Raw genomic sequence first — 23,639 nt, forward strand, 5'->3', positions numbered from 1 at the left:
GCTAGAACTGTTAATACTTTAAATCTAAGAAGCACTCTCTTTATTACAATTAAGCGTGTTGGTATTGGTTTATCTTAATTCAGCTCCAAGTTGCTTTTCAAAATTAGATTGCAACTTGTTCATGATTTTGTCTATTTGCTTATCTGTAAGTGTTTTGTGCTCGTCTTGTAATGTAAAACTCACAGCATAACTCTTTTTACCTTTAGGAAGGTTTTTACCTTGATATACATCAAACAAATCAACATCTTTAAGAAGCTGTTTTTCAGTTTGCATAGCAATAGTATCTATTTGCTCAAAAGTAACATTATCATCAAGTAACAACGCAAAATCTCGTCTTACTTCAGGGTATTTAGGAATGTCTTTAAAAGTAATGTTATTCTGTTTAACAGTTTCTATAATATTATCCCAATTAAAGTCAGCAAAAAGTACGCTTTGGGCTATTCCAAAATGTTTCAATACTTTTTTACCGATTAATCCAAATTCTACTAATTTGACTTTTCCTTTAGATAAAGAAATACCTTCACTAAAAACATCATTTTTAATAGGAGAAACTTTTAACGAAGTTATACCAAGACGTTCTAAAACAGCAGTAATAGTTCCTTTAAGGTAAAAGAAATCACTTTGTTGTGTTGGAGCGTTCCAACGTTCAGTATTTCTGTTTCCGCTAACAAAAAGAGATAAGTGTTTGTGTTCTTCACGATTACCATTGTAGTTGTGATAAGTTTTACCAAACTCATATAATTTAAGGTTGTCTCTTTTTCTGTTGATGTTATGGCTTACAGCTTCTAAACCAGAAAACAGTAAGCTTTGACGCATAACGCTTAAATCGTTACTCAACGGATTAAGCATTTCTACATTATGCTCGTCGTTTAAGTTTTGCGTTAAAGCAATGTATTTAGGATTTGTAAGTGAATTTGCCATAATCTCATAAAAACCTTGAGCAGACAATTGATTACCTACAATATTTTGCAATTTATAATCTTCAAAACGCGATGAGTTCGAAATCGAAGCATTTAATTTTTCGGTAGTTTTAATGTTGTTGTAACCATAAACTCTCAAGATTTCTTCAATAACATCGGCTTCACGTTGTACGTCATTTCTATAGGCAGGAACTGTTAGTCCTAAGCCAGCTTCAGTAACGTTATTTACTTTAATGTCTAAGGACGTAAGTATTCTTTTGATGACTTCTTTAGGAATTTCCTCTCCAATAAGTTTTTTAGCGTTTTCAAAACTTAAACGTACCTGAAAATCTTCAATTTTATTTGGATACATGTCAATAACGTCACTCGTTATTTCACCACCAGCAATATCTTGAATTAATAGAGCAGCACGTTTTAGTGCATATTCAGTAATATTAGGGTCAATACCACGTTCAAACCTAAAAGAAGCATCAGTATTTAAACCGTGTCTTTTAGCAGTTTTTCGCACACTTACAGGATTGAAATAAGCACTTTCTAAAAAGATACTAGTTGTGCTTTCGGTTACTCCAGACTCTATACCACCAAAAACACCAGCAATACACATAGGTTTTTCAGCATCACAAATCATTAAATCTTCTTCATGTAACTCGCGTTCTACTTCATCTAAAGTTGTAAACTTAGTACCTTTAGGTAGTGTTTTTACAATAACTTTATTTCCTGTAATCTTATTAGCATCAAAAGCATGTAAGGGTTGACCAAGTTCATGAAGTACATAGTTGGTGATGTCTACAACATTGTTTTTTGGCGCTAAACCAATAGCTTTTAATCGGTTTTGTAACCAAGCAGGAGATGCTTCAACTTTTATCCCAGAAATTGTAACTCCGCAATAACGAGGAGCTAGTTCTTTATCATTAACTTCTACATCAATTTTTAAAGTTCTGCTATCTACATGAAACGCACTTACTGAAGGCGTTATCAACTCAAGATTAATATCCTTTTGCAGTAAGCCAGCTTTAAGGTCTCTTGCAGTACCAAAATGACTCATTGCATCAGCTCTGTTGGGAGTTAACCCAATTTCAAAAACATGGTCGTTTTCTACTTTGAAAATTTCAGAAGCTAATGCGCCTACCTTTATTTTCTCATCTAGAACTAAAATACCTTCATGAGACGATCCTAGACCAAGTTCATCCTCAGCGCAAATCATTCCGTGGCTTTCTTCACCTCTAATTTTTCCTTTTTTGATTTTCCAAGCTTCACCTTCGCTTGTGTAAAGTGTAGTTCCTATAGTAGCAACAGGTACTTTTTGACCAGCAGCAACATTAGGTGCTCCACAAACAATTTGTAAAGGTGTTTCTTCACCAATATTTACAGTAGTAACTTTTAGTCTGTCAGCATTTGGGTGTTGTACACAGGTAAGAACCTCTCCAACAACTATACCTTCAAGTCCGCCTTTAATAGATTGAAACGACTCAATACCTTCAACTTCCAAGCCTAAATCAGTTAGGAGTTCTCCAGTTTTTTCAGGACTCCAATCTGTTTTTATAAACTGCTTTAACCAATTATATGAAATCTTCATGTGATGTTTTAAATAGAATCGACAAAGATAAAACATTGCTGCAATGATTCAAATATTGCTAACTAATTTCTGTTTTTATTATTGTGAATAAGAAATTTGTAGTTAGTCACTTACTTTTTGGATAATAATTGCTCCTATATAAAAGATTTTAGTCTGCTATTGAATTTTTTAATGCTCGATGTTTGTTTTTGTGTTGCACCTTGTTTTTCTTTGGAGAGTATATAATTAATCCATTTTATTTATGCAAAAATACCTCACTTTGCTACTTATATTGCTTATAGTGTCGTGTAAAGACAATCCTGAAAAGCTAAAAACAGGAAACTATAGAGCAACGCTTAAAGTCAATGACACTTTAAACTTACCGTTTAACTTTGAAGTAACTGCACCTAAGTCCATTAAAATATTTAATGCTGAAGAAGTTATTTTAGTAAATGAGATTACTTATGCTAACGACTCGGTAATTATCCAAATACCAGTTTTTGATGCTTATTTAAAAGCAAAGATAGAAGGCGATATGCTTAAAGGATTTTACGTAAAAGAGGACTTGAATCGTGTGGTTGATTTTGAAGCGGAGTTTGGCAACTCTGAGCGATTTGCTACAAACGAAAGAGTCTCTAAATATACAGTTGAAGGGAGTTGGGAAACGCTTTTTAGCCCAAACTCTGAAGAAGATAAATATATAGCTAAAGGTATTTTTAAGCAAGATGGAAATAAAGTAACAGGAACTTTTAGAACAACAACTGGCGATTACAGATATCTTGAAGGTGTTATCAATGCTAATAAATTAAGCTTGTCAACCTTTGATGGAGCACACGCGTTTTTATTTACTGCTACAGTAACTGATAGTACAATGGAAGGTATGTTTTACTCTGGATCACATTGGAAAGAGCCTTTTATAGCAAAACGAAATGACACTTTTGAATTACCTGACGCTAATAATTTAACCTATTTAAAAGAAGGTTATGATGCGTTGGAGTTTTCTTTTCCTGATGCATCAGGTGCAATGGTGTCTTTAGCTGATGAGCAGTTTAAAGATAAAGTGGTTGTGGTGCAAATTATGGGGAGCTGGTGTCCTAACTGTTTGGATGAAAGTAAATTTTATTCTGAATATTATAAGAACAATCAAGATAAAGATATTGCTTTTGTTGCACTTGCTTTTGAGTATTCTAAAACCGAAGAAAAAGCCTTTAATAGTATAAAACGATTACAAAACGATGTTGGGATTGAGTATCCTATACTATTGGCACAATACGGAACGTCCAATAAAACCAAAGCGCAAGAAAAACTACCAATGTTAAACCATGTATTGTCTTATCCAACATCCATTTTTATAGATAAAAAAGGAGCAGTAAGAAAAATTCATACAGGATTTAATGGTCCTGCTACAGGTGAAAAATATATTGAGTTTAAAACCGAGTTTGGCAGTTTTGTAAATGAGTTGTTAGCAGAAGACTAACAGCTAAACTATTTTCTTAACCCAAAACCTTTAGGTGCTTTTAGTTTTGAGGAATCATACATGTTTATATATATTGAAACAGTATCCTTTGAACCTTCCCAAGTCACTCTGTAATTGTCTAACATAGCATGACCCATTATTCCATTTTCACTTTTTACAGGACAGCAGCTTCCTGCTCTGTAATAAGAAACGGTTTCACCATTTGGTCCTGTTAAGGCATTAAGGTATCTGCGTTCGTTCATCGGACCTTCATTTTCACTCACTCCTCCAACTTCAACAGCATTTTTAGGAGAATATCCATAACTGTCATCAGTTGAAATTTCAGTCACCAAAAACATATATTCATTAACTAAAATTTGAGCTTGATTTTTAGAAGTTTCCTTTATTGCACTTTTGGATGAAGAGCAAGCAATTGTGGCAAAGCAAACTAAAATGAGTAAAACAATTTTTTTCATTTTTTTAAATTATGATGTTACCAAGTCATTTTATTGAGCCAATAGCGGTCTCTATAATTAGTGATATAATATACTATTCCATAGTTTTTTACAGCCTTAACAGTTTGGGGTAATATAAAAGGGATGGTACTTGTACCATGCTCAAAAGGAATTATTCTAGGGAAATTAAAACTAGCTTCATTACTAGTAAAAAAGCTACTAAAAGTCATGTGCGAATAATTATTGGAGAATATACGTAATCCATTTTCTAGGTGAACAGCAGATAATGATCCTTTTTCTTTATTATGATTTTTATACTGTTGAGAGTTAAATAAAGGGGTAAAACCTTTTAGGGTTCCTTTAGTATCAAAATTGACAATTATACTTGACCCATAAGTATAAATGTAATCTAACTCAGTAGTCATGCTATTACCACTTTTTTTAAACTCGCTGTCTTGTAGTTGTTTTTCACCAATAATGATAATATCATCATCAATTACTTTAGCATCAACCACATGAAGGCTTTTAAGGTCTTTTGCATCGATTGTGTTACTCCATTCATGGATACCAATTAAACTATGTTCAACTAAATCATATAGAAAAGCACCATCATTATCATTACCTTCCTTAGAGTTGATTCTTATAACACTGCTTTTTCCATTCCAGAAAAAGCCAGTAAGCATTGATTTACCATGCACATTAATAAGTTTCATTTCCATAGGAAAAAATCCAGCAGATGAAAATGCTTGTGTTTCAACAGAATTTCCGTTAAAAGCTAAAAGTTCAGACTTACGACTTTTTTTAAACGCATCACTTACTTTGTTCATTACAACAACACCAGAGTTTTGAACAAAAATTTCTTCTTGATAGGCTCTTTCACTTTCATAACTTAATGTTTCGCTTTGTTCCCAAAGTAAATTTAATTGGTTGTCATACACCCAAACTTTTACTTTTTCCTGTGCTTTTTTCTCAAAAGGTAAATTGGCTACTATAGCAATTTTAGTTTGGTCAGGAGAAATAGCAATTTGATAAAAACCAGATTTTGAATACCCATCAATAGCAAAAGAAGCTATTATCTTATTATCGCTTACCGAATTGTCTTTTTCAGAAAATACTTGAGCATTTACATCGTGTTTACCAGACTTTTTATCCATTACTGTGGATAGGAAAATGAGTTGGTCTTCAAGTTCAATAACGTTTTGTAAGTCTGAAGCTCGTAGTCCAAGCTTAGGTAAATTAAAAGAATTAGTCTCTACGGCTTGCATTGATTGGTCGTATTTGGTTAATACCATAGTTTTAGTATTATCCATCATAACATTATCTAAATGATGCAAGGTCATAAAACCATAGGCAGAAGGAAATACAATTTTATAAACGTCTTTTTCACTTTCTTTGTTAAAATAAGAGCTAATTTCAGTTTTAAATTCCTGAGCATAACCAAGACTTACTAGAGAACAAGTAATAATAGCGAATAGTATTTTTTTCATTTGTAAAATGGGTTTTTTAAAATTAAAATGCCCAAAAACTATATTTTGGGCACTTATAAAAATAAGTTATAGCTTATAAACTTGTTCTTCAAGCCTAGTAAATGTAGCTTTTTCGTCATAGTTTAAATCAAGATCAATACGTCTTTCTTGCATTTGACTTAAGGTTTCTTCAGCTTGAACTTTGTCTTTAAGGCTAATATCTACGCGCATTAAATTAAAGAAAATCATTTTTCCAATGTCTTTATTCATTGTAGCCTTTTTGTCATTATAATCTACTTTTGCTAACTCACTTATCCAAACTTCTCTAACCGCTTCAAGTTCTTGATTTGCTCTAGCTCTAGTGTCTGAAGTAGCATCCTTTTTTAACTTTCGGTATGCTGAAATAGCTTTAATTTTTGCGTTCTCTAACGCGTCATACTCTCTGTTTTTATTTTTTGGGAATTCAATTTTTATAGATGAAGACACTGGTATGTAACCAAACTCTTCATTGATATATTGACCAATAGCTTTCATGATTTTATTTACATTATTTTTTTCATAACGCTCTAAGTTGATAGTATTACTTGAAGAAGAGGTTAAAAACTGAAATTCGTCATCAAAGTTCTTGTCATCAATAACTTCAGTACCTTTCATAACTTTTAGGTTTGTTGGTTGACTATAAAACGTTTGACCACCATTATCTTGAAATACCATTTTTGAAATATGTATTACAAAAAGTACATCGTTACCTTTTTCAAAACCTAATAGTTCAACTCCATCAGCCAAAACTTGATTATCAAATATTAAATGGTCGTTTAGGTTTGGTTGCACATATTGAGGCTCTCTTGGTTTAACATAAACAGGTTTAGCAGGTACTTTAAGTTGAGGTTTTTTACCCTGTTCGGTTAAAGCAAGACGTTCTAATAAAGTAAGTTCTTTAAAATCTTTCATCTCTTTATCATAACGTGCTTCAGCACTTTTTACTTCGTCATCATGATTAGCTAAACGCTCTTGAAACTCCACTTCGCTTTCCTTTACAAGGTTTTCATAGTTGGCTTTTTCTGCTTCAAATTCAGCTAATGATTTTGCGTTTAATTCTTCAACAGTTAAAGTGTAAGGAGTTTCGACAACTACATTATATGTTTTTACTGATTCATCAAAAGGGTTATTAGGTGCTCTTACAGCATAATAATTGATTTGCTCAGATAAAATACGTTGTCCAAAACTTGTTGAACAAATGCTTGTGATAGCTAGTAAAAAGAATAGTTTTTTAGTCATTATTAAAGGGATTTGTTGTTGAGATTTTTTTGTGCAATATATTGTATTTGAAGTTTATTCCAAATTGTAACCTAGTAGCTTGTCAATTGTACCAGCAGTAACCGAGTGGTAATTAGGTCTTGCTTTTTTGTAAATAACAAGAGCTTCATCAACTCTGTTGGCATTCTTAAATGCTCTAAATAGTGTTTCAACATACCAACGTCTTCCTACACGAGTTAAAAAGTTGTCAATGTTTTTGTCTACATTATTGTTGTGGTAATTATGTTTTATGGCTTGCTCAAACCATACCATAGCTATGTGCGAATTGCTTGCGTTTGAAAAATCAAAAGCATTATCAAGCATTGCTAATTGGTCTGTGGTAATGTCTTCAGGTAAATTTCTCACAAAGTGAACCCATTCTTGTGTAGTCCAATTTTCGGTTAAAGGTTTGTAAACAGCAGTTCTTAAAATAAACTGATCAATAGCTTCTTCAACTTTTTTAAACTTATCTGATACAATTTTAGATTGATTATCTGGAACACCTGGTTGATAAATCCATTCTTCAACATTAAAAGTGATATTGTTTTTTTGTAACAAGTTAGTATTAAGATACTCTACAAAATCTTCGGTTGTAAGTGTAGAAAAAGCATGTGTATTAAAATAGTCTTTAATGAAAGCATCAAATTTTGCTCTTCCTACGGTTTCTTCTAGTGTTCTTAAAAACAAATAACCTTTATCGTAAGCGATACTGTTCATGCCATCATCAGGATTTTGTCCTTTTAAATCAAGTTTTAGTTTTGTGGCTTCAGGAGTGTCTTTTAAAGCTTCAATTTCTTCGGTAAGATCTTGTCTTCCTATCAGTGCAATCATATTTGCTCTGTCTTTTCCATAAAGTGCTTCCATGATTCTTATTTCAAAATAAACAGTAAAACCTTCGTTTAGCCAAAAGTCATTCCATGTAGCATTGGTTACTAAATTACCAGACCAAGAGTGTGCTAATTCATGAGCGATTAAAGAGGTTAAACTTTTATCTCCTGCAATTACTGTAGGTGTAGCAAAAGTAAGTCTTGGGTTTTCCATACCACCAAATGGAAAACTAGGAGGTAGGACAATTACATCAAACTGATCCCAATCATATGTTCCATATAAATTTTCAGCAGCTGCAACCATGTTTTCCATATCAGAAAACTCATAATGAGCAGCTTCAATCATAGATTTTTCTGCATAAACTCCTGTTCTGTCGCTAACCGGTTTGTATTCAATATCACCTACAGCTAAAGCAATAAGGTAAGGAGATATGGCTTGTTTCATTTTAAAATGATAAACGCCATCTTTGGTCTTTTCTTTTGGGTTTTCGGCACTCATTACTGCCATTAACTCAACAGGCACTTTTACTGTAGCATCATAAGTAATTCTAACTTGAGGACTGTCTTGAATTGGTATCCAAGTACGTGTTAATATGGCTTGACCTTGAGTGAATAAAAACGGATGATTTTTGTCAGCTGTCTGTTGAGGACTAAGCCATTGTAACGCTTCTGTTTTGTTGGTAGTATTGTAATTAACACTAATGGTTTTAGTGTCTTCTTTGATTGTGATAGTAAGAGGTTTACCAAGTTGCTCATTAAATTCACCTAATGAAAACTCGGTTGGTTGTCCATCTGCTAAAACCGATTGTATTTCTAGGTATTTAGTGTCTAATACAATGGTATTAGAGTTATTGTTTTTTATATCATAAGTAGCGGTTCCTGAAACTCTTTCAGTATTAAAGTCTACTTCAATGTCTAAATTTAAATGTGTTATTACTGCTTTGTTAGGTTGAGCAAAAGAGTGTGGTTCTTCAACGTAAGTTTTAGTAGGTTCTTGTGCTTGTTCTGGCACTTTTTCATTTTTGCAATTTGTAAACAAAGCAAGTACTGTAGATAATAGTAAAAAGGTTTTTTTCATGGGTAAATATTAATTATTGTACACTTGACCTCTGTGAGGTTTTAGTGCATCTCTTACAGGTTTCATGTTGTTTTCGTCTATAACTAAAAATGCAATTGCATGCATATCGTTAATGGCTTCAAAACCTGTTATTGTAACGTTAAGTTTTTGAATGTTAATATATTCTTTTAAGTGAATTTCATGGTGCTTAGCAGTTTGCAGTGCAGCTGGACCTCTAAAATCCCAAATGAGTTTTAGTTTACGCATTGGCAACAGATGTTCCGTTTTCAACAAAATTTTTAAAATCTTGCATGTAGAGTAACGATTGTTTTTTAAAAGCTTTAGGCATAAGCTTAGTCATAATTTTCATAAAGAAGTTTAATGGGATAAACTCACTTTTAGATGTCCAAATAGTATGGCCTTCGCTATTTTCTTTAAAGTAATTTTCCTGGATGTTATTCATGCTATTGGTAGCATAAGTTGCATGAAATTCATGAGGTAGGTTTCTATAAGTAATGGTTTCAATAAGCTCCATATCTCGTTTACCCATTTTGTATTTCAGCTTCATTTTTGCACCAAATTCTCCAGGAGTACCCGAAATATGTTCGGCAGATACCAAACCACGTTGCCAATGTTTAAGGTTTTCAGGATTGTCTAGTTTTCTGATAACCGTATCAATAGGACTTTCAATAATGATTTCGGTAGTATACTTCATGATAGTATAATTTAAACGGACTAAATATAGTTAGTTTTTTTAAGTAAAATGTAAAAGTGATGTAAAAGCATGTTGTTTAATATTCTAATTGTTTTATTTTTGCTCAAATCACATAATAGACTACTAAATTTATGAATTTAAAGTTATTTGTACTTTCTACTTTTTTTTGTTTCACAGCATTTAGTGTTGCCCAAACAAATAAGCAAGATGTATTGTTTACAGTTGATGGAGATCCTGTAAAAGCATCAGAGTTTATTAGAGTTTACAATAAAAATCTTGAATTGGTAAAAGACGAATCTCAAAAAGATGTAGATGAGTATTTAAAATTGTTTATCAATTATAAACTTAAGATAAAAGAAGCAAAACGATTAGGATTAGATGAGAATGCTAATTATAAAAGAGAGTTTTTAAACTATAAAAAACAGCTTACCAAAAACTATTTAACCGATAATAAAGTAACTGATGCTTTAGTTAAAGAGGCTTATGATCGTTTGGCTTACGATGTAAAAGTATCTCATATTTTATTCAGATTTGATGCTTCAAATACTGATACTACTGCTGTTTACAATGACTTGTTAGAGCTTAGAAAACGTGCACAAAAAGAAGGTTTTGAAACGGTTTTTAACGATTTAATTGCAAACTACAAGCAGCAAAACTCACGAGCGTTAAATTATAAGGGTTACGAAACTTACGCTGAGCATTTAGGCTATTTTTCGGCATTTAAAATGGTTTACGATTTTGAAAATGTAGCTTACAATACAAATGTTGGAGAAGTATCGATGCCATTTAGAAGTAGTTTTGGATATCATATTTTAAAGGTAGAAGACAAGAGACCATCAAGAGGAGAGGTTACAGTTAAGCATATAATGGTGTCAAACAAGCAAATGGATTCTACTTTAAAACCAGAAGTGCGTATCAACGAACTATATAAAAAGATTGAACAAGGAGAGAGTTTTGAAATGTTGGCTAAGCAATTTTCGGACGATAAAAGTTCATCAGGAAAAGGAGGATTATTGTCGCCATTTAAAGGCGGTCAATTAAGCTCAACAGCTTTTGAAGATGGTGCATTTGCTCTTAAAAATTCTGGTGATATTTCTGAGCCTTTTCAATCAGAATACGGTTGGCACATAGTTAAGCTAGTGGATAAAAAACCTTTAGATGCTTTTGAGGTGATGAAGCCTGAATTAGAACAAAGGGTTAAGCGCGATTCTCGTTCAGCATTAATAAATACAGCATTAACCGAAAAATTGAAATCGAGCTACAAGATTACTGAAAACGAAAAAGCCTTAACTTATTTTGAAACCTTAATTGTTGATGATTTTTTCAAAGGCGCTTGGAATGTTCCCTCAGGTTTTGATGCTAAGAAAAACTTTCTAGTTATAGGAAATACTGAATTTAGCTATGGTGATTTTGCTAACCATCTTAAAAGTGTACAAAGAGGGTATTTAGGTAAAAACGTTTCGCCAAAAGATGTTATTTCTAAAGAATACAACGCTTTTTTAGATGCTAACCTTATTAAATACAGAGAAGATAATCTTGAGTTTGAAGATGAAAATTTTGCATTTATTTTAAACGAATACAGAGATGGATTGTTATTGTTTGACCTTATGGAAAAGCAAGTGTGGAATGCAGCAGTAAAAGATACTGTTGGGCTTGAGGCGTACTACAATAAAAATTCTTCAAACTACGTTTGGGAAAATAGAATTGATGGAGTAGTTGCAACTGCTGCAAAAAAGAAAGATGTTTCTAAAGTGATAGACCTTTTTAAAGCTGGTAAAACTGTGGATGAGATAAATACTCAACTTAATACTGATAAAGAACAAAAAGTGATTTTTACAAGAGGTATTATGGACACACAACACCAATCTTTACCAAAAGATTTTGAATACAAAGAAGGACTTTCAAAAATTTACAATTACAATGGAGCTTACCATGTTATAAAAGTAGATAAAGTGCTTCCTAAGAGTACAAAAACTTTTGAAGAGGCAAAAGGTATGGTTATAAGCGATTATCAAAACTACATTGAACAAAACTGGTTACAAAACCTAAATAAAACTTATAAAGTAGAAGTTGATAATGCTGTTTTAGAAAAGGTAAAATCTCAAATTTTAAACTAGTTTTGATTAAACGTTTTAGCGTTATTATAATAACTTTTGTGTGTGTTTTGTCCTGTGATTTTTTTAAAAAGACAGAAGATAGAACTCCTATAGCTCGTGTTAACGAAACCTATCTTTATGAGGAAGATATAAAAGATTTAGTGGCTGAAGGAACTTCGGTAGAAGATAGCACGCTATTGGTTAACAACTACATTACACGTTGGGCAACCCAATTATTATTGGTTGAAGGTGCTGAACGTAACTTGCCTGAAAACACACAAAATAATTTCAATAAATTAGTAAGTCAATATAAAAAGGACTTGTTTACGAAAGCCTATTTAGATGCTTTAGTAAAGAAAAATATTGATACAACGGTAAGTCAATCTGAAGCTGATACAGTGTATTCAAAAAACAAAGAAACATTTAAGCTTAACGAAGAACTTGTAAAGTTTAGATATATCAATATTCCTCAAAATGCAATTAATCTTGACGATATAGAAAAACGTTTTAAACGTTTTGATGCTAATGATAAAAGATATTTAGATTCTATTTCGGTTCAGTTTAAATCCTACTCGTTAAATGACTCTGTTTGGGTAAAAACCTCGCAAGTTATTGAGAAGGTACCAGTTTTAAATGCAGAGAATAAAAAAGAACTGTTAAAAAAATCTAATTTTTTACAACTCAAAGATTCATTACACCTATATTTGATGCAAATTAATGATGTATTACTGCAAAATGATTATGCTCCATTAGAGTATGTAAAACCTACCATTAATCAAATAATAATAAATAAAAGGAAGTTAGAGCTTATAAAGCAACTTGAAAAAGATATTACCAAAGATGCAATTAAAAACAATCAATTTGAAATTTTTAACTAATACAAAGTTTCTGTTTACAGTAACAACACTGCTTGGATTTACATTTGCCAATGCTCAAGAAATTATCGAAGAAAAAGAAGAGGTAAAGTCTGTAGATACTGTTAATACTGCTAACCAACGTAAAAAAATAGATGGTGTAGCAGCAGTAGTTGGAGATTATGTGGTATTAGACTCCGATTTAGACAAAGAAATCATTCAGTTACAACAAAGAGGAGTTTCAGCTAGCGAAATGCCTTCACGCTGTCAGTTGTTTGGTAAGCTGTTAGAGGATAAACTGTATGCACATCATGCTATTCAAGATAGTATTGTGGTAAATGAGTTAGAAATCCGTTCTAACATCGACCAGCAAATGAGCTATTTAATGGAGCAAATTGGTTCAATGGAAGAGATTTTAAAATTCTATAATAAAGACTCTGAAGAAAGTCTAAGAGAAGAAATTTTTGAAATCAACAAAAACGGAAAGCTTGCAATGGAAATGCAGCGTAAAATTGTTGAAGATATTGAAGTAACTCCAGAAGAAGTACGTGAGTATTTCAACGAAATCCCTGAAGAGGAACGACCAATTTTTGGTACAGAATTAAAAGTGGCTCAAATAGTAGTAATCCCTAAAGTATCTGAAGAAGAAAAACAAAAGGTAATTGACAGATTAAGAGAATTTAAAGCTGATGTTATCGAAAATGGAGCGAGTTTCACAACAAAAGCTGTATTTTATTCTGATGATGTTGCCTCTCGTAAAGATGGTGGAAAATACTCTTTAAATAAGAAAAGACCTCAAATGGTGAAAGAGTTTAGAGATGTTGCTTTCTCTTTACAGGAAGGTGAAATTTCTGAGCCTTTTGAAACCGATTTTGGATACCATATCATTTACCTTGAAAAAATTAGAGGTCAAATTTACGATGTAAGACACATTCTTTTACGTCCTGAAATTACACAAGAAGCAATTCAAGAAGCTAAAGATAAAATAGAATTAATTAGACAACGTATAGTTGATGGCGAAATCACTTTTGCTGATGCAGCAAGAGAAATGAGTGATGAAAAAGAAACCAGACAAGATGGAGGACAGTTAATTAATCCAAAAACTCAAGATTTCAATTTTGAGTTAACTAAAATGGATCCTGAATTATATACTCAAATTCAAAACCTAAAAGACAACGAAATAAGTTTAGTGTATCAAGATGAAGATAGAGTAAACCGTATCAAGTTTAAAATATTGACGGTTACTGATAGAATTGATGAGCACAAAGCCGATTTTGCTAAAGACTATTTAAAAATTAAAAGTTTAGCTGAACAAGACAAGCAATACAAAGCAATTGACAAGTGGCTAGATGAAAAAATATTGGATACTTACATAAAAGTTAATGGTGAATATAGAGATTGTGAATTTAGCAGCAATTGGTTAAAAAAAGAAGAATAATATGTCTGACGTAGCAGCTGTAGAACAGTTTGTAAAAAAATATCAAGCCCTAAAAAGTGAAATAGCCAAAGTAATTATTGGTCAAGATGAAGTAGTAAACCAAATCTTGATTTCAATATTTTCAGGAGGACACTCTTTATTGATAGGAGTTCCTGGTTTAGCTAAAACCTTAATGGTAAATACCATTGCTCAAGCTTTAGGATTAGATTTCAAACGTATACAGTTCACACCAGATTTAATGCCAAGTGATATTCTTGGAAGTGAAATTCTTGATGAAAACCGTCAGTTTAAATTCATAAAAGGACCTATTTTCGCTAACATTATTCTTGCTGATGAGATTAACCGTACACCTCCGAAAACGCAAGCTGCTTTATTAGAAGCAATGCAAGAGCGTGCAGTAACGGTTGCAGGTCATCATTACAAACTAAATTTACCATACTTTGTATTAGCAACACAAAACCCAATTGAACAAGAAGGAACTTATCCTTTACCAGAAGCGCAGTTAGACCGTTTTATGTTTGCAATTAATCTAGAATATCCATCTTTTGCTGAAGAAGTCGAAGTGGTAAAAGCCACTACAACTGATGTTGCTAAAACAGTAAACGCTTTATTTACTGCTCAAGAAATTATAGATTTTCAAAATTTAATACGTCGTATTCCTGTTGCTGATAACGTGATAGAATATGCGGTTGGTATGGTTGGAAAAACGAGACCAAATGCACCTACAGCTTCTGATTTGGTTAAGGAGTTTGTAGATTGGGGAGCAGGACCAAGAGCGTCTCAAAACTTAATTCTTGCTGCAAAAACACATTCTGCAATACACGGAAAATTCTCTCCAGATATTGAAAATGTTCAAGCTGTTGCTACAGGTATTCTTAGACATAGAATTATTAAAAACTACAAAGCCGAAGCAGAAGGTGTTACCGATGAGCAAATTATAAAAAGCTTGTTCTAATTTAATTCACTTCAATTATCCAGTAAATTGCTTATTTTTAAAAAGAATAAGCGGCTTTAATGCGTTCCAAAAGAATTTATGGTTTAGATGTAATTAGGTCTATTGCTATCAGTTTGGTAGTAATATCGCATTGTACATTTTTATTTTATACAGAAACCAATAACCCAATTATACTTTTTACAAGAACTTTAGGAGCTGTAGGAGTAGATTTATTCTTTGTGCTCAGTGGTTATTTAATTGGAGGACTGCTGCTAAAAAATATTGAGGTTGGTAAGACTTCATTTTCTGATTTAGTAACCTTCTGGAAAAGACGCTGGCTTAGGACATTGCCTAATTACTTTTTGGTATTAGTGCTTAATGTCGTTTTACTACTAATACTTGATGATGCACTACCCAAAAGCTTATGGCTTTACATTCCGTTTTTACAAAACTTTATAAATCCACATCCTAATTTTTTTACAGAAGCTTGGAGTTTATCCATTGAAGAGTATGCTTATTTACTACTTCCTTTTTTGCTGTATCTGTCTTTTTTTATGTTTAAAAAGCAGCATAAAAAGTTGTTTTTAAAGGTGACGCTCATTATGATAGTTGCACTTTTTGCTTTCAAAATAAGTTACTATTTCAATACTCATGTTACTAGTTATAAAGATTGGAGCTCAGGGTTTAGAAAAGTAGTGTTATATCGAATGGATGCTATCTATTTTGGGTTTTTATTAGTCTATATAATGAAAACGTATACTACGTTTTTTAAACAAAACCGAAAAATCTGTATAGGTATCGCATGTGCTGTTTTTGGAGGAACTCATCTCTTGATTTACCATTATAGTTTGCTGCCCCAAACGCATTTAGGTTTTTATGTGTTTTTTTATTTGCCTTTAGTACTGCTGAGTTGTGCTTTGCTGTTTCCGTATTGTATTCAATTAAAACAACATAAGGTTTTTGGCAAGGTCTTTTACTTTTTAAGTACACGATCGTATGCTATTTATTTGGTGAATTACTCTTTGATTCTGCTAAGTATTCAAAGGAATTTTAAAATAGAGCAATTGGCTTTTTTCGAAAAAAGTTTACTGTTGCTTTTGTTCTTGGTATTAACTTTAAGTATGTCGCAAATAATCTATGCGTTTTTTGAACGACCAATATTATTTTATAGAGATAAACATGTAGGTAATTAGGTTGTTCGACAGAAAAAACTACAATAAAGACTCATTCTAAATAAGGTGAATTGTTAAATTTTTATTCAACTAATAATTTAAAAGCTAATTTTTTACCTTAAACGTTGTTTTGTTATTGTTTCGTGGTTTATTTTCAAAGAAAATGCAATTTCGTTGCATATTTTAAAATGCATATTAAAATTCGTAATTTTGCTGTCTGTTTTAAATAAAGTAATGCTTATGGGCACTACGTTTTTTTACAATAATAAAATATATATAAACATATATGCAAACATACAACGACTACCTTAAAGAAATTGAAGCTCGTAAACTTCAAGGATTACATCCAAAGCCTATTGATGGCGCAGAATTATTAAGCGAAATTATAGCGCAAATAAAAGATGAAAATAACGAGCATAGAAAAGATTCTTTAAACTTTTTTATATATAACGTTTTACCAGGTACTACAAGTGCTGCACGTGTAAAAGCAGACTTTTTAAAAGAAATTATTTTAGGTGAAACTAAAGTAGAAGAAATTACTTCAGAATTTGCTTTCGAGCAATTATCTCACATGAAAGGAGGACCATCTGTAGAAGTACTTTTGGATTTAGCTTTAGGTGAAGATAAAGCAATTGCTGAAGCTGCAGCTAAAGTATTAAAAACACAAGTATTTTTATACGAAGCAGATACTGAGCGTTTAGAACAAGCAATGAAATCTGGTAGCGCGATAGCAAAAGAGATAATCGAGAGCTATGCACAAGCAGAATTTTTTACAAAACTTCCAGAAGTTCAAGAAGAAATTCAAGTAGTAACTTATGTTGCTGGTGTTGGTGATATTTCTACCGATTTATTATCACCAGGTGCAGATGCGCACTCAAGATCAGATCGTGAGTTACATGGTCAATCTATTTTCGAGCATAACAAAGATATGCAACAAGAAGTGTTAGCTTTAAAAGAGCAACATCCAGATAAGCGTATTATGCTTATTGCAGAAAAAGGAACAATGGGTGTAGGATCATCTCGTATGTCTGGTGTAAATAACGTGGCATTATGGACAGGTATACCATCATCACCTTATGTACCATTTATTAATATTGCACCTGTAATTGCAGGTACTAATGGTATTGCACCAATCTTCTTAACTACAGTTGGTGTAACAGGAGGAATCGGAATTGACCTTAAAAACTGGGTAAAACAAAAAGACGAAAACGGTAATACAGTTGTAGATGCAGATGGCGAGCCAATTTTAAAAGAGGTATATTCTGTAAAAACTGGTACTGTTTTAACGATCAATACAAAAGAGAAAAAATTATATAACGGAGACCAAGAGCTTAAAGATATTTCTACAGCATTAACACCACAAAAAATGGAGTTTATCAAAGCTGGTGGATCTTACGCTGTGGTTTTTGGTAAAAAATTACAAACTTTTGCTTGTAAAGCTTTAGGTATTGAAATTCCTCAAGTGTACGCAGCTTCTAAAGAAATTACTGTAGAAAACCAAGGGTTAACAGCTGTTGAGAAAATCTTTAATAAAAACGCAGTTGGTACGACACCAGGAAAAACATTACACGCTGGATCTAACGTTCGTGTAGAAGTAAACATTGTAGGTTCTCAAGATACTACAGGTTTAATGACGTCTCAAGAATTAGAAATGATGGCAGCAACGGTAATTTCACCAATTGTAGATGCTGGTTACCAATCTGGTTGTCATACAGCTTCAGTTTGGGATGATAAATCAAAAGCTAACATTCCGCGTTTAATGAAGTTTATGAACGATTTCGGTTTAATTACTGGTCGTGATCCTAAAGGTCATTATCACGCAATGACAGATGTAATTCATAAAGTATTAAATGATATTACGGTAGACGATTGGGATATTATTATTGGTGGAGATTCGCACACACGTATGTCTAAAGGTGTTGCTTTTGGTGCCGATTCTGGTACTGTTGCATTAGCTTTAGCAACTGGTGAAGCAACAATGCCAATTCCTGAGTCTGTAAAAGTTACGTTTAAAGGTAACATGAGAAGCTTCATGGATTTCCGTGATGTGGTACATGCAACCCAACAACAAATGTTAAAGCAATTTGATGGCGAAAACGTATTCCAAGGTCGTGTTATCGAAGTACACATTGGTACATTAACATCAGATCAAGCCTTTACATTTACAGATTGGACTGCAGAGATGAAAGCAAAAGCGTCTATCTGTATTTCTGAAGAAGAAACATTAATAGAATCTTTAGAAATTGCTAGAGATCGTATCCAAATCATGATTAAGAAAGGTATGGATAACGAAAAGCAAATGTTACAAGGTTTAGTAGATAAAGCAAACAGCAGAATAGAAGAGCTTAAATCTGGTTCTAAACCAGCATTAAAGCCAGATGCAGATGCTAAATATTATGCAGAAGTGGTTATCGATTTAGATGAAATCGCAGAACCAATGATTGCAGATCCAGATGTAAACAACGAAGATCCTTCAAGACGTTATACACACGATACTATTCGTCCATTATCTTACTATGGCGGAACTAAAAAAGTAGATTTAGGTTTCGTTGGATCTTGTATGGTACATAAAGGTGATATGAAAATTTTAGCGCAAATGCTAAAAAATATCGAAGCTCAACACGGTAAGGTAGAATTTAAAGCGCCATTAGTTGTAGCGCCACCAACATACAATATTGTTGATGAATTAAAAGCTGAAGGAGATTGGGAAGTATTACAAAAGTACTCAGGATTCGAGTTTAACGACGACGCACCAAAAGCAGCTGCACGTACTAAATATGAAAACATGTTGTATTTAGAGCGTCCTGGTTGTAACCTTTGCATGGGTAATCAAGAAAAAGCTGAGCCTGGAGATACAGTAATGGCAACATCAACACGTTTATTCCAAGGTCGTGTTGTAAAGGATGCTGATGGTAAAAAAGGTGAATCATTATTATCATCAACACCAGTTGTAGTATTATCAACTATTCTAGGTCGTACACCAACTATGGAAGAATACGAAGCTGCAGTAGATGGTATCGTATTAACTAAATTCAAACCATCTCAAAAACAATTAGTAATGGCGTAATAGTCATAACAACTTATATTCAAAAGCTCGAATTTTTAAATCGGGCTTTTTTTATTAACCTTTTTTTATGATAGTTTGAGTTGAATTTTATTAAATTATCGCTACTTCGTTATGGTTGCTGTATTATGCTTTAAAGGCAATGTAACTTATAACTAATCTAAATTAAAGTGATATCTTACTTAAATAAAAAGGCGTGTCACTTTTTTTTAATAATTTTAATACGTAAACACTATAAAAGAAGATTTATATGGCATTTGATATTGACATGATTAAAAAGGTTTATACTAATATGGCTGAACGTGTAGATAAAGCACGTGAAGTTGTGGGTAAACCATTAACACTATCTGAAAAGATTTTATATTCTCACCTTTGGGATGGTAGTCCAGAAAAAGCCTTTGTAAGAGGTAAAGATTATGTAGATTTTGCTCCAGACCGTATTGCTTGTCAAGATGCAACAGCGCAAATGGCTTTATTACAGTTTATGCAAGCTGGTAAAGACAAAGTTGCTGTACCTACAACTGTACATTGCGATCACTTAATTCAAGCAAAGCAAGGAGCAGCTGCCGATTTAAAACGAGCAAATGAAACGAGTAGTGAAGTATTTGACTTTTTAGCCTCTGTATCAAATAAGTATGGAATTGGCTTTTGGAAACCTGGAGCTGGAATTATCCATCAAGTAGTTTTAGAAAATTATGCGTTTCCTGGAGGAATGATGATTGGTACTGATTCGCATACTGTTAATGCAGGAGGATTAGGTATGGTTGCTATTGGAGTTGGAGGTGCTGATGCTGTAGATGTAATGGCAGGTATGGCTTGGGAATTGAAATTTCCAAAGTTGATTGGTGTTAAATTAACAGGTAAATTATCTGGATGGACAGCACCAAAAGATGTGATTTTAAAAGTAGCTGAAATACTTACTGTAAAAGGTGGTACTGGCGCTATTGTAGAATATTTTGGTCCTGGTGCGACTTCTATGTCTTGTACAGGAAAAGGAACTATCTGTAATATGGGAGCTGAAATAGGTGCAACAACCTCTACGTTTGGTTATGATGAGTCTATGGAGCGTTACTTGCGTGCTACTGATAGAGAAGATGTAGCTGACGAAGCTAATAAAGTAAAAGCACATTTAACAGCAGATCCTGAAGTGTATGCTAACCCTGAGCAATATTTCGATCAAGTTATTGAAATTAATTTGTCAGAGTTGTTACCACACTTAAATGGCCCTTTTACTCCAGATTTAGCTACAGAAGTAGGAACAATGACTGAAAAAGCTAAAGCAAACGATTGGCCTATGAAGGTAGAATGGGGATTAATTGGTTCTTGTACTAACTCGTCTTATGAAGATTTATCAAGAGCATCCTCTATTGCGCAACAAGCTTTAGATAAAAAATTAAAAACAAAAGCTGAATTTGGAATTAATCCAGGTTCTGAGCAAGTACGATATACAACTGAACGCGATGGTATCTTAGAGATTTTTGAAAAACTAGATGCTACTATTTTTACTAACGCATGTGGACCATGTATTGGTCAGTGGGCTCGTTATGAAGACCCTAAGAATGCGCCTAAAAACAGTATTGTACATTCGTTTAACCGTAATTTTGCTAAGCGTGCTGATGGTAACCCAAATACACATGCTTTTGTAGCATCGCCTGAAATGACTGCTGCCATTGCTATTGCAGGACGTTTAGATTTTAATCCATTGACTGATAAATTAATCAATGAAGATGGAGAAGAAGTGATGTTAGATGAACCAACAGGATGGGAATTACCACCTAAAGGTTTTGAGGTAAAAGAAAATGGATACGTAGAGCCATTAGCAGACGGAAGTGGAGTAGAGGTAATTGTATCTCCAACTTCTGAACGTTTAGAGCTTTTAACACCATTCAAGCCAATTGGAGATGAAATTAAAGGAGCAAAGTTATTAATCAAAGCACATGGAAAATGTACAACAGATCATATTTCTATGGCTGGACCTTGGTTGCGTTTTCGTGGACACCTAGATAATATCTCTAACAACTGTTTAATTGGTGCTGTAAATGCATTCAATATGAAAACAAACATGGTTAAAAGTCAAATTACTGGAGATTATGCAGGTGTTCCTGATACACAACGTGAATATAAAGCTAAAGGCATTAAAACGATTGTAGTTGGAGATCATAACTATGGAGAAGGTTCTTCTCGTGAGCATGCTGCAATGGAACCAAGACATCTTGGTGTTGCTGCTGTAATTGTGAAATCTTTTGCGCGTATTCATGAAACCAACTTGAAAAAGCAAGGTATGTTAGGATTAACTTTTGCGAATGAAGCTGATTACGATTTAATTCAGGAAGATGATACGTTTAACTTCTTAGATTTAAACGAGTTTGCTCCTGACAAGCAATTAACTATTGAAGTTGTTCATGCAGATGGTAGTAAAGACACTATAAAAGTGAACCACACCTATAACGAGGCACAAATTGCATGGTACAAAGCTGGTTCTGCATTAAACCTAATTGCTGCAGAAAACGCATAAACATTAACGAAATGAATACTAAAACTCCTGAAGGTTCTTCAGGAGTTTTTTTTGTTTTGTATGTAAGGATAAAGCAAGTGCTTTCGACTGAATTTGATAACTAACACAATTCAAGTATATTATGAAATCAGTTTGGTTTTTCGAGGATGTTAACTTGTTTAAAATACTGTGTCCTCATAAGTTTAAAGCATATAGAAAATCTCACGAGTTTACTTCTTATAAAAAGCAAGATTATATCTATTTTGAAGCTGATAATTCTAACAAGGTATTTCTTATAGAAAAAGGTAAAGTAAAGATTGGTTATTACAGCGAATCAGGAGACGAAGTAGTAAAAGCTATTTTAACTAAAGGAGAGTTGTTTGGAGAAAAAGCCATTTTGGGAGAACGAATGCGAGATGAGTTTGCTCAGTCTATAGACAATGAAACTTCTATCTGTCCAATAGGTGTCGATACGATGCATACTTTAATGCGCGATAATGAAACCTTTAGTTTTAGAGTGTATAAACTTATTGGATTTAGGTTTAAGAAACTAGAAAGACGTTTGCAGTTGTTATTATTTAAAGACTCAAAAACTAGACTTATGGAGTTTTTAGAGGAATTGTGTGATGAGTATGGTTATGACTGTAAAGACACAGGAAATAGAGTGATAAAACATCCATACACCCAAAAAGATATGGCGTCACTTATAGGAACTTCTAGACCAACACTAAATGTGCTTTTAAACGAATTGAAGGAAGAACATTTAATTGATTTCAATAGAAAAGAGATAAGATTATTGAAAAAAATTGCCTAATGTTAGCTAGCTAACATTTTATAATTTGTAGCTCTTTTAATTTTGGCATATAACCTTAAAAATTTATGCAATGATTAAAAGAATGTTTTTAGCAGTAGTACTGCTTTCAGTGTTAGTGGTGTCGTGTAGTGATGATGACGATAATACTACAAATCCAAATTCGAATTTAACGTTAAACCTTAACGGATTGGAAGCTTTAGGTGACGATTATGTTTATGAAGGCTGGATTATTGTTGATGGTCAACCAGTATCAACAGGAACTTTTTCTAGTGTTACTTTTCCACAAACGTTTTCAGTTAACACAATGCAATTAAATGAAGCAACAATGTTTGTATTGTCTATTGAACCAGCTGTTGATCCTGATCCTGCTCCAGCTGCAACAAAAATTTTAGCTGGTGCTTTTACTGGAGATTTGGCAATGGTGGATAGTAATAGTATAGTTGGTGACTTTAGCGCAGCTTCTGGTACTTATATTTTAGCAACACCAACAGATATGGATGATACTAATGAAGCTAGTGGTGTGTGGTTTTTAGACAATTCAAGTGGAAGTCCTATGACAGGTTTAAACTTACCAACATTACAAGATGGTTGGAAATATGAAGGTTGGGCAGTAATAGATGGAACTCCTGTAAGTACAGGTACTTTTACATCGGTTGATGATTTTGATGATAACGCAACAACATCACCTTTTAAAGGAGATTCGGGAGATGGACCAAGTTACCCAGGAGAAGATTATTTACAAAATGCACCTGCTGGATTAACTTTTCCAACAGATTTAAGAGGAACAACAGTAGTTGTTTCAGTTGAACCTTTTCCAGACAATAGCCCAATGCCATTTACGCTAAAGCCATTAGCTCACATGGTTCCAAATGATGCTATGACACATACAGTAATTAATTTAGGAGATGGACCTGTTGCTAGTTTATCAGGTTCTGTTACAAGATAATTTATAGTTTAGAGTTTAATTAATTTATAGATTTGAAGCATGGTTTCAATTATGAGGCTGTGCTTTTCTTGTGTTTGGAT

The 23,639-nt window shown here is 33.0% G+C and carries 17 protein-coding genes; 10 read left to right on the forward strand and 7 right to left on the reverse strand.

Annotation, left to right across the window (positions count from 1 at the left end; translation table 11 throughout):
• Positions 1-69: 69 nt before the first annotated feature.
• On the reverse strand, positions 70-2,496 hold the full coding sequence (gene pheT, locus DMZ43_RS14355; protein WP_131509022.1) for a phenylalanine--tRNA ligase subunit beta: 2,427 nt from the start codon (positions 2,494-2,496) through the stop codon (positions 70-72).
• 241 nt (positions 2,497-2,737) lie between these two features.
• Between pheT and DMZ43_RS14360 the strand changes: the two genes are divergently transcribed.
• Positions 2,738-3,952 carry a TlpA disulfide reductase family protein gene (locus DMZ43_RS14360; RefSeq protein WP_131509023.1) on the forward strand — a complete coding sequence of 405 codons (1,215 nt, stop codon included), beginning with the start codon at positions 2,738-2,740 and terminating at the stop codon, positions 3,950-3,952.
• Between the two features lie 8 nt (positions 3,953-3,960).
• On the opposite strand, the gene DMZ43_RS14365 is transcribed toward DMZ43_RS14360, so the two are convergent.
• From DMZ43_RS14365 to DMZ43_RS14390, 6 genes are all read right to left on the reverse strand, one after another.
• A complete protein-coding gene (locus tag DMZ43_RS14365; protein WP_131509024.1) occupies positions 3,961-4,407 on the reverse strand; it encodes a 2-dehydro-3-deoxyphosphooctonate aldolase in 447 nt (148 codons plus the stop codon).
• Between the two features lie 17 nt (positions 4,408-4,424).
• Complete coding sequence (locus tag DMZ43_RS14370) at positions 4,425-5,873, reverse strand: hypothetical protein (RefSeq protein ID WP_131509025.1); 1,449 nt, start codon at positions 5,871-5,873, stop codon at positions 4,425-4,427.
• A 66-nt stretch (positions 5,874-5,939) separates the two neighbouring features.
• On the reverse strand, positions 5,940-7,130 hold the full coding sequence (locus DMZ43_RS14375; protein ID WP_131509026.1) for a hypothetical protein: 1,191 nt from the start codon (positions 7,128-7,130) through the stop codon (positions 5,940-5,942).
• 54 nt (positions 7,131-7,184) lie between these two features.
• Positions 7,185-9,053 (reverse strand): M1 family metallopeptidase, encoded by a 1,869-nt coding sequence (locus DMZ43_RS14380; protein WP_131509027.1) that lies wholly within the window; start codon positions 9,051-9,053, stop codon positions 7,185-7,187.
• A 9-nt stretch (positions 9,054-9,062) separates the two neighbouring features.
• Positions 9,063-9,299: a hypothetical protein gene (locus DMZ43_RS14385; protein ID WP_129761762.1), complete on the reverse strand. Its 237-nt coding sequence runs from the start codon at positions 9,297-9,299 to the stop codon at positions 9,063-9,065.
• A complete protein-coding gene (locus DMZ43_RS14390) occupies positions 9,292-9,747 on the reverse strand; it encodes an SRPBCC family protein (RefSeq protein WP_131509028.1) in 456 nt (151 codons plus the stop codon). Before DMZ43_RS14390 ends, DMZ43_RS14385 begins: the two co-directional genes overlap by 8 nt.
• Before the next feature lie 131 nt (positions 9,748-9,878).
• On the opposite strand from DMZ43_RS14390, the gene DMZ43_RS14395 reads away from it, so the two are divergent.
• The 9 genes from DMZ43_RS14395 (at position 9,879) to DMZ43_RS14435 (ending at position 23,559) form a co-directional block, all read left to right on the forward strand.
• On the forward strand, positions 9,879-11,864 hold the full coding sequence (locus DMZ43_RS14395; RefSeq protein WP_131509029.1) for a peptidylprolyl isomerase: 1,986 nt from the start codon (positions 9,879-9,881) through the stop codon (positions 11,862-11,864).
• A 38-nt stretch (positions 11,865-11,902) separates the two neighbouring features.
• Positions 11,903-12,721, forward strand: coding sequence for a peptidyl-prolyl cis-trans isomerase (locus DMZ43_RS14400; RefSeq protein WP_131509052.1), 819 nt, complete (start codon positions 11,903-11,905; stop codon positions 12,719-12,721).
• Positions 12,684-14,135, forward strand: coding sequence for a peptidylprolyl isomerase (locus DMZ43_RS14405; protein ID WP_131509030.1), 1,452 nt, complete (start codon positions 12,684-12,686; stop codon positions 14,133-14,135). Before DMZ43_RS14400 ends, DMZ43_RS14405 begins: the two co-directional genes overlap by 38 nt.
• Before the next feature lies 1 nt (position 14,136).
• Positions 14,137-15,090 carry a MoxR family ATPase gene (locus DMZ43_RS14410; protein WP_131509031.1) on the forward strand — a complete coding sequence of 318 codons (954 nt, stop codon included), beginning with the start codon at positions 14,137-14,139 and terminating at the stop codon, positions 15,088-15,090.
• Between the two features lie 59 nt (positions 15,091-15,149).
• Positions 15,150-16,262: an acyltransferase gene (locus DMZ43_RS14415; RefSeq protein WP_131509032.1), complete on the forward strand. Its 1,113-nt coding sequence runs from the start codon at positions 15,150-15,152 to the stop codon at positions 16,260-16,262.
• 265 nt (positions 16,263-16,527) lie between these two features.
• Positions 16,528-19,308 carry a bifunctional aconitate hydratase 2/2-methylisocitrate dehydratase gene (locus DMZ43_RS14420; RefSeq protein WP_131509033.1) on the forward strand — a complete coding sequence of 927 codons (2,781 nt, stop codon included), beginning with the start codon at positions 16,528-16,530 and terminating at the stop codon, positions 19,306-19,308.
• A gap of 247 nt (positions 19,309-19,555) precedes the next feature.
• On the forward strand, positions 19,556-21,820 hold the full coding sequence (locus DMZ43_RS14425; RefSeq protein ID WP_131509034.1) for an aconitate hydratase: 2,265 nt from the start codon (positions 19,556-19,558) through the stop codon (positions 21,818-21,820).
• Between the two features lie 121 nt (positions 21,821-21,941).
• A complete protein-coding gene (locus tag DMZ43_RS14430; protein ID WP_131509035.1) occupies positions 21,942-22,613 on the forward strand; it encodes a Crp/Fnr family transcriptional regulator in 672 nt (223 codons plus the stop codon).
• Positions 22,614-22,683: 70 nt separating this feature from the next.
• The gene (locus DMZ43_RS14435; RefSeq protein ID WP_131509036.1) at positions 22,684-23,559 is read left to right on the forward strand and encodes an anti-sigma factor; all 876 of its coding nucleotides are present in this window, start codon (positions 22,684-22,686) and stop codon (positions 23,557-23,559) included.
• Positions 23,560-23,639: the final 80 nt, after the last annotated feature.

Source organism: Meridianimaribacter sp. CL38 (assembly GCF_004328055.1).
In the GTDB taxonomy this organism is placed as follows: domain Bacteria; phylum Bacteroidota; class Bacteroidia; order Flavobacteriales; family Flavobacteriaceae; genus Gaetbulibacter_B; species Gaetbulibacter_B jejuensis.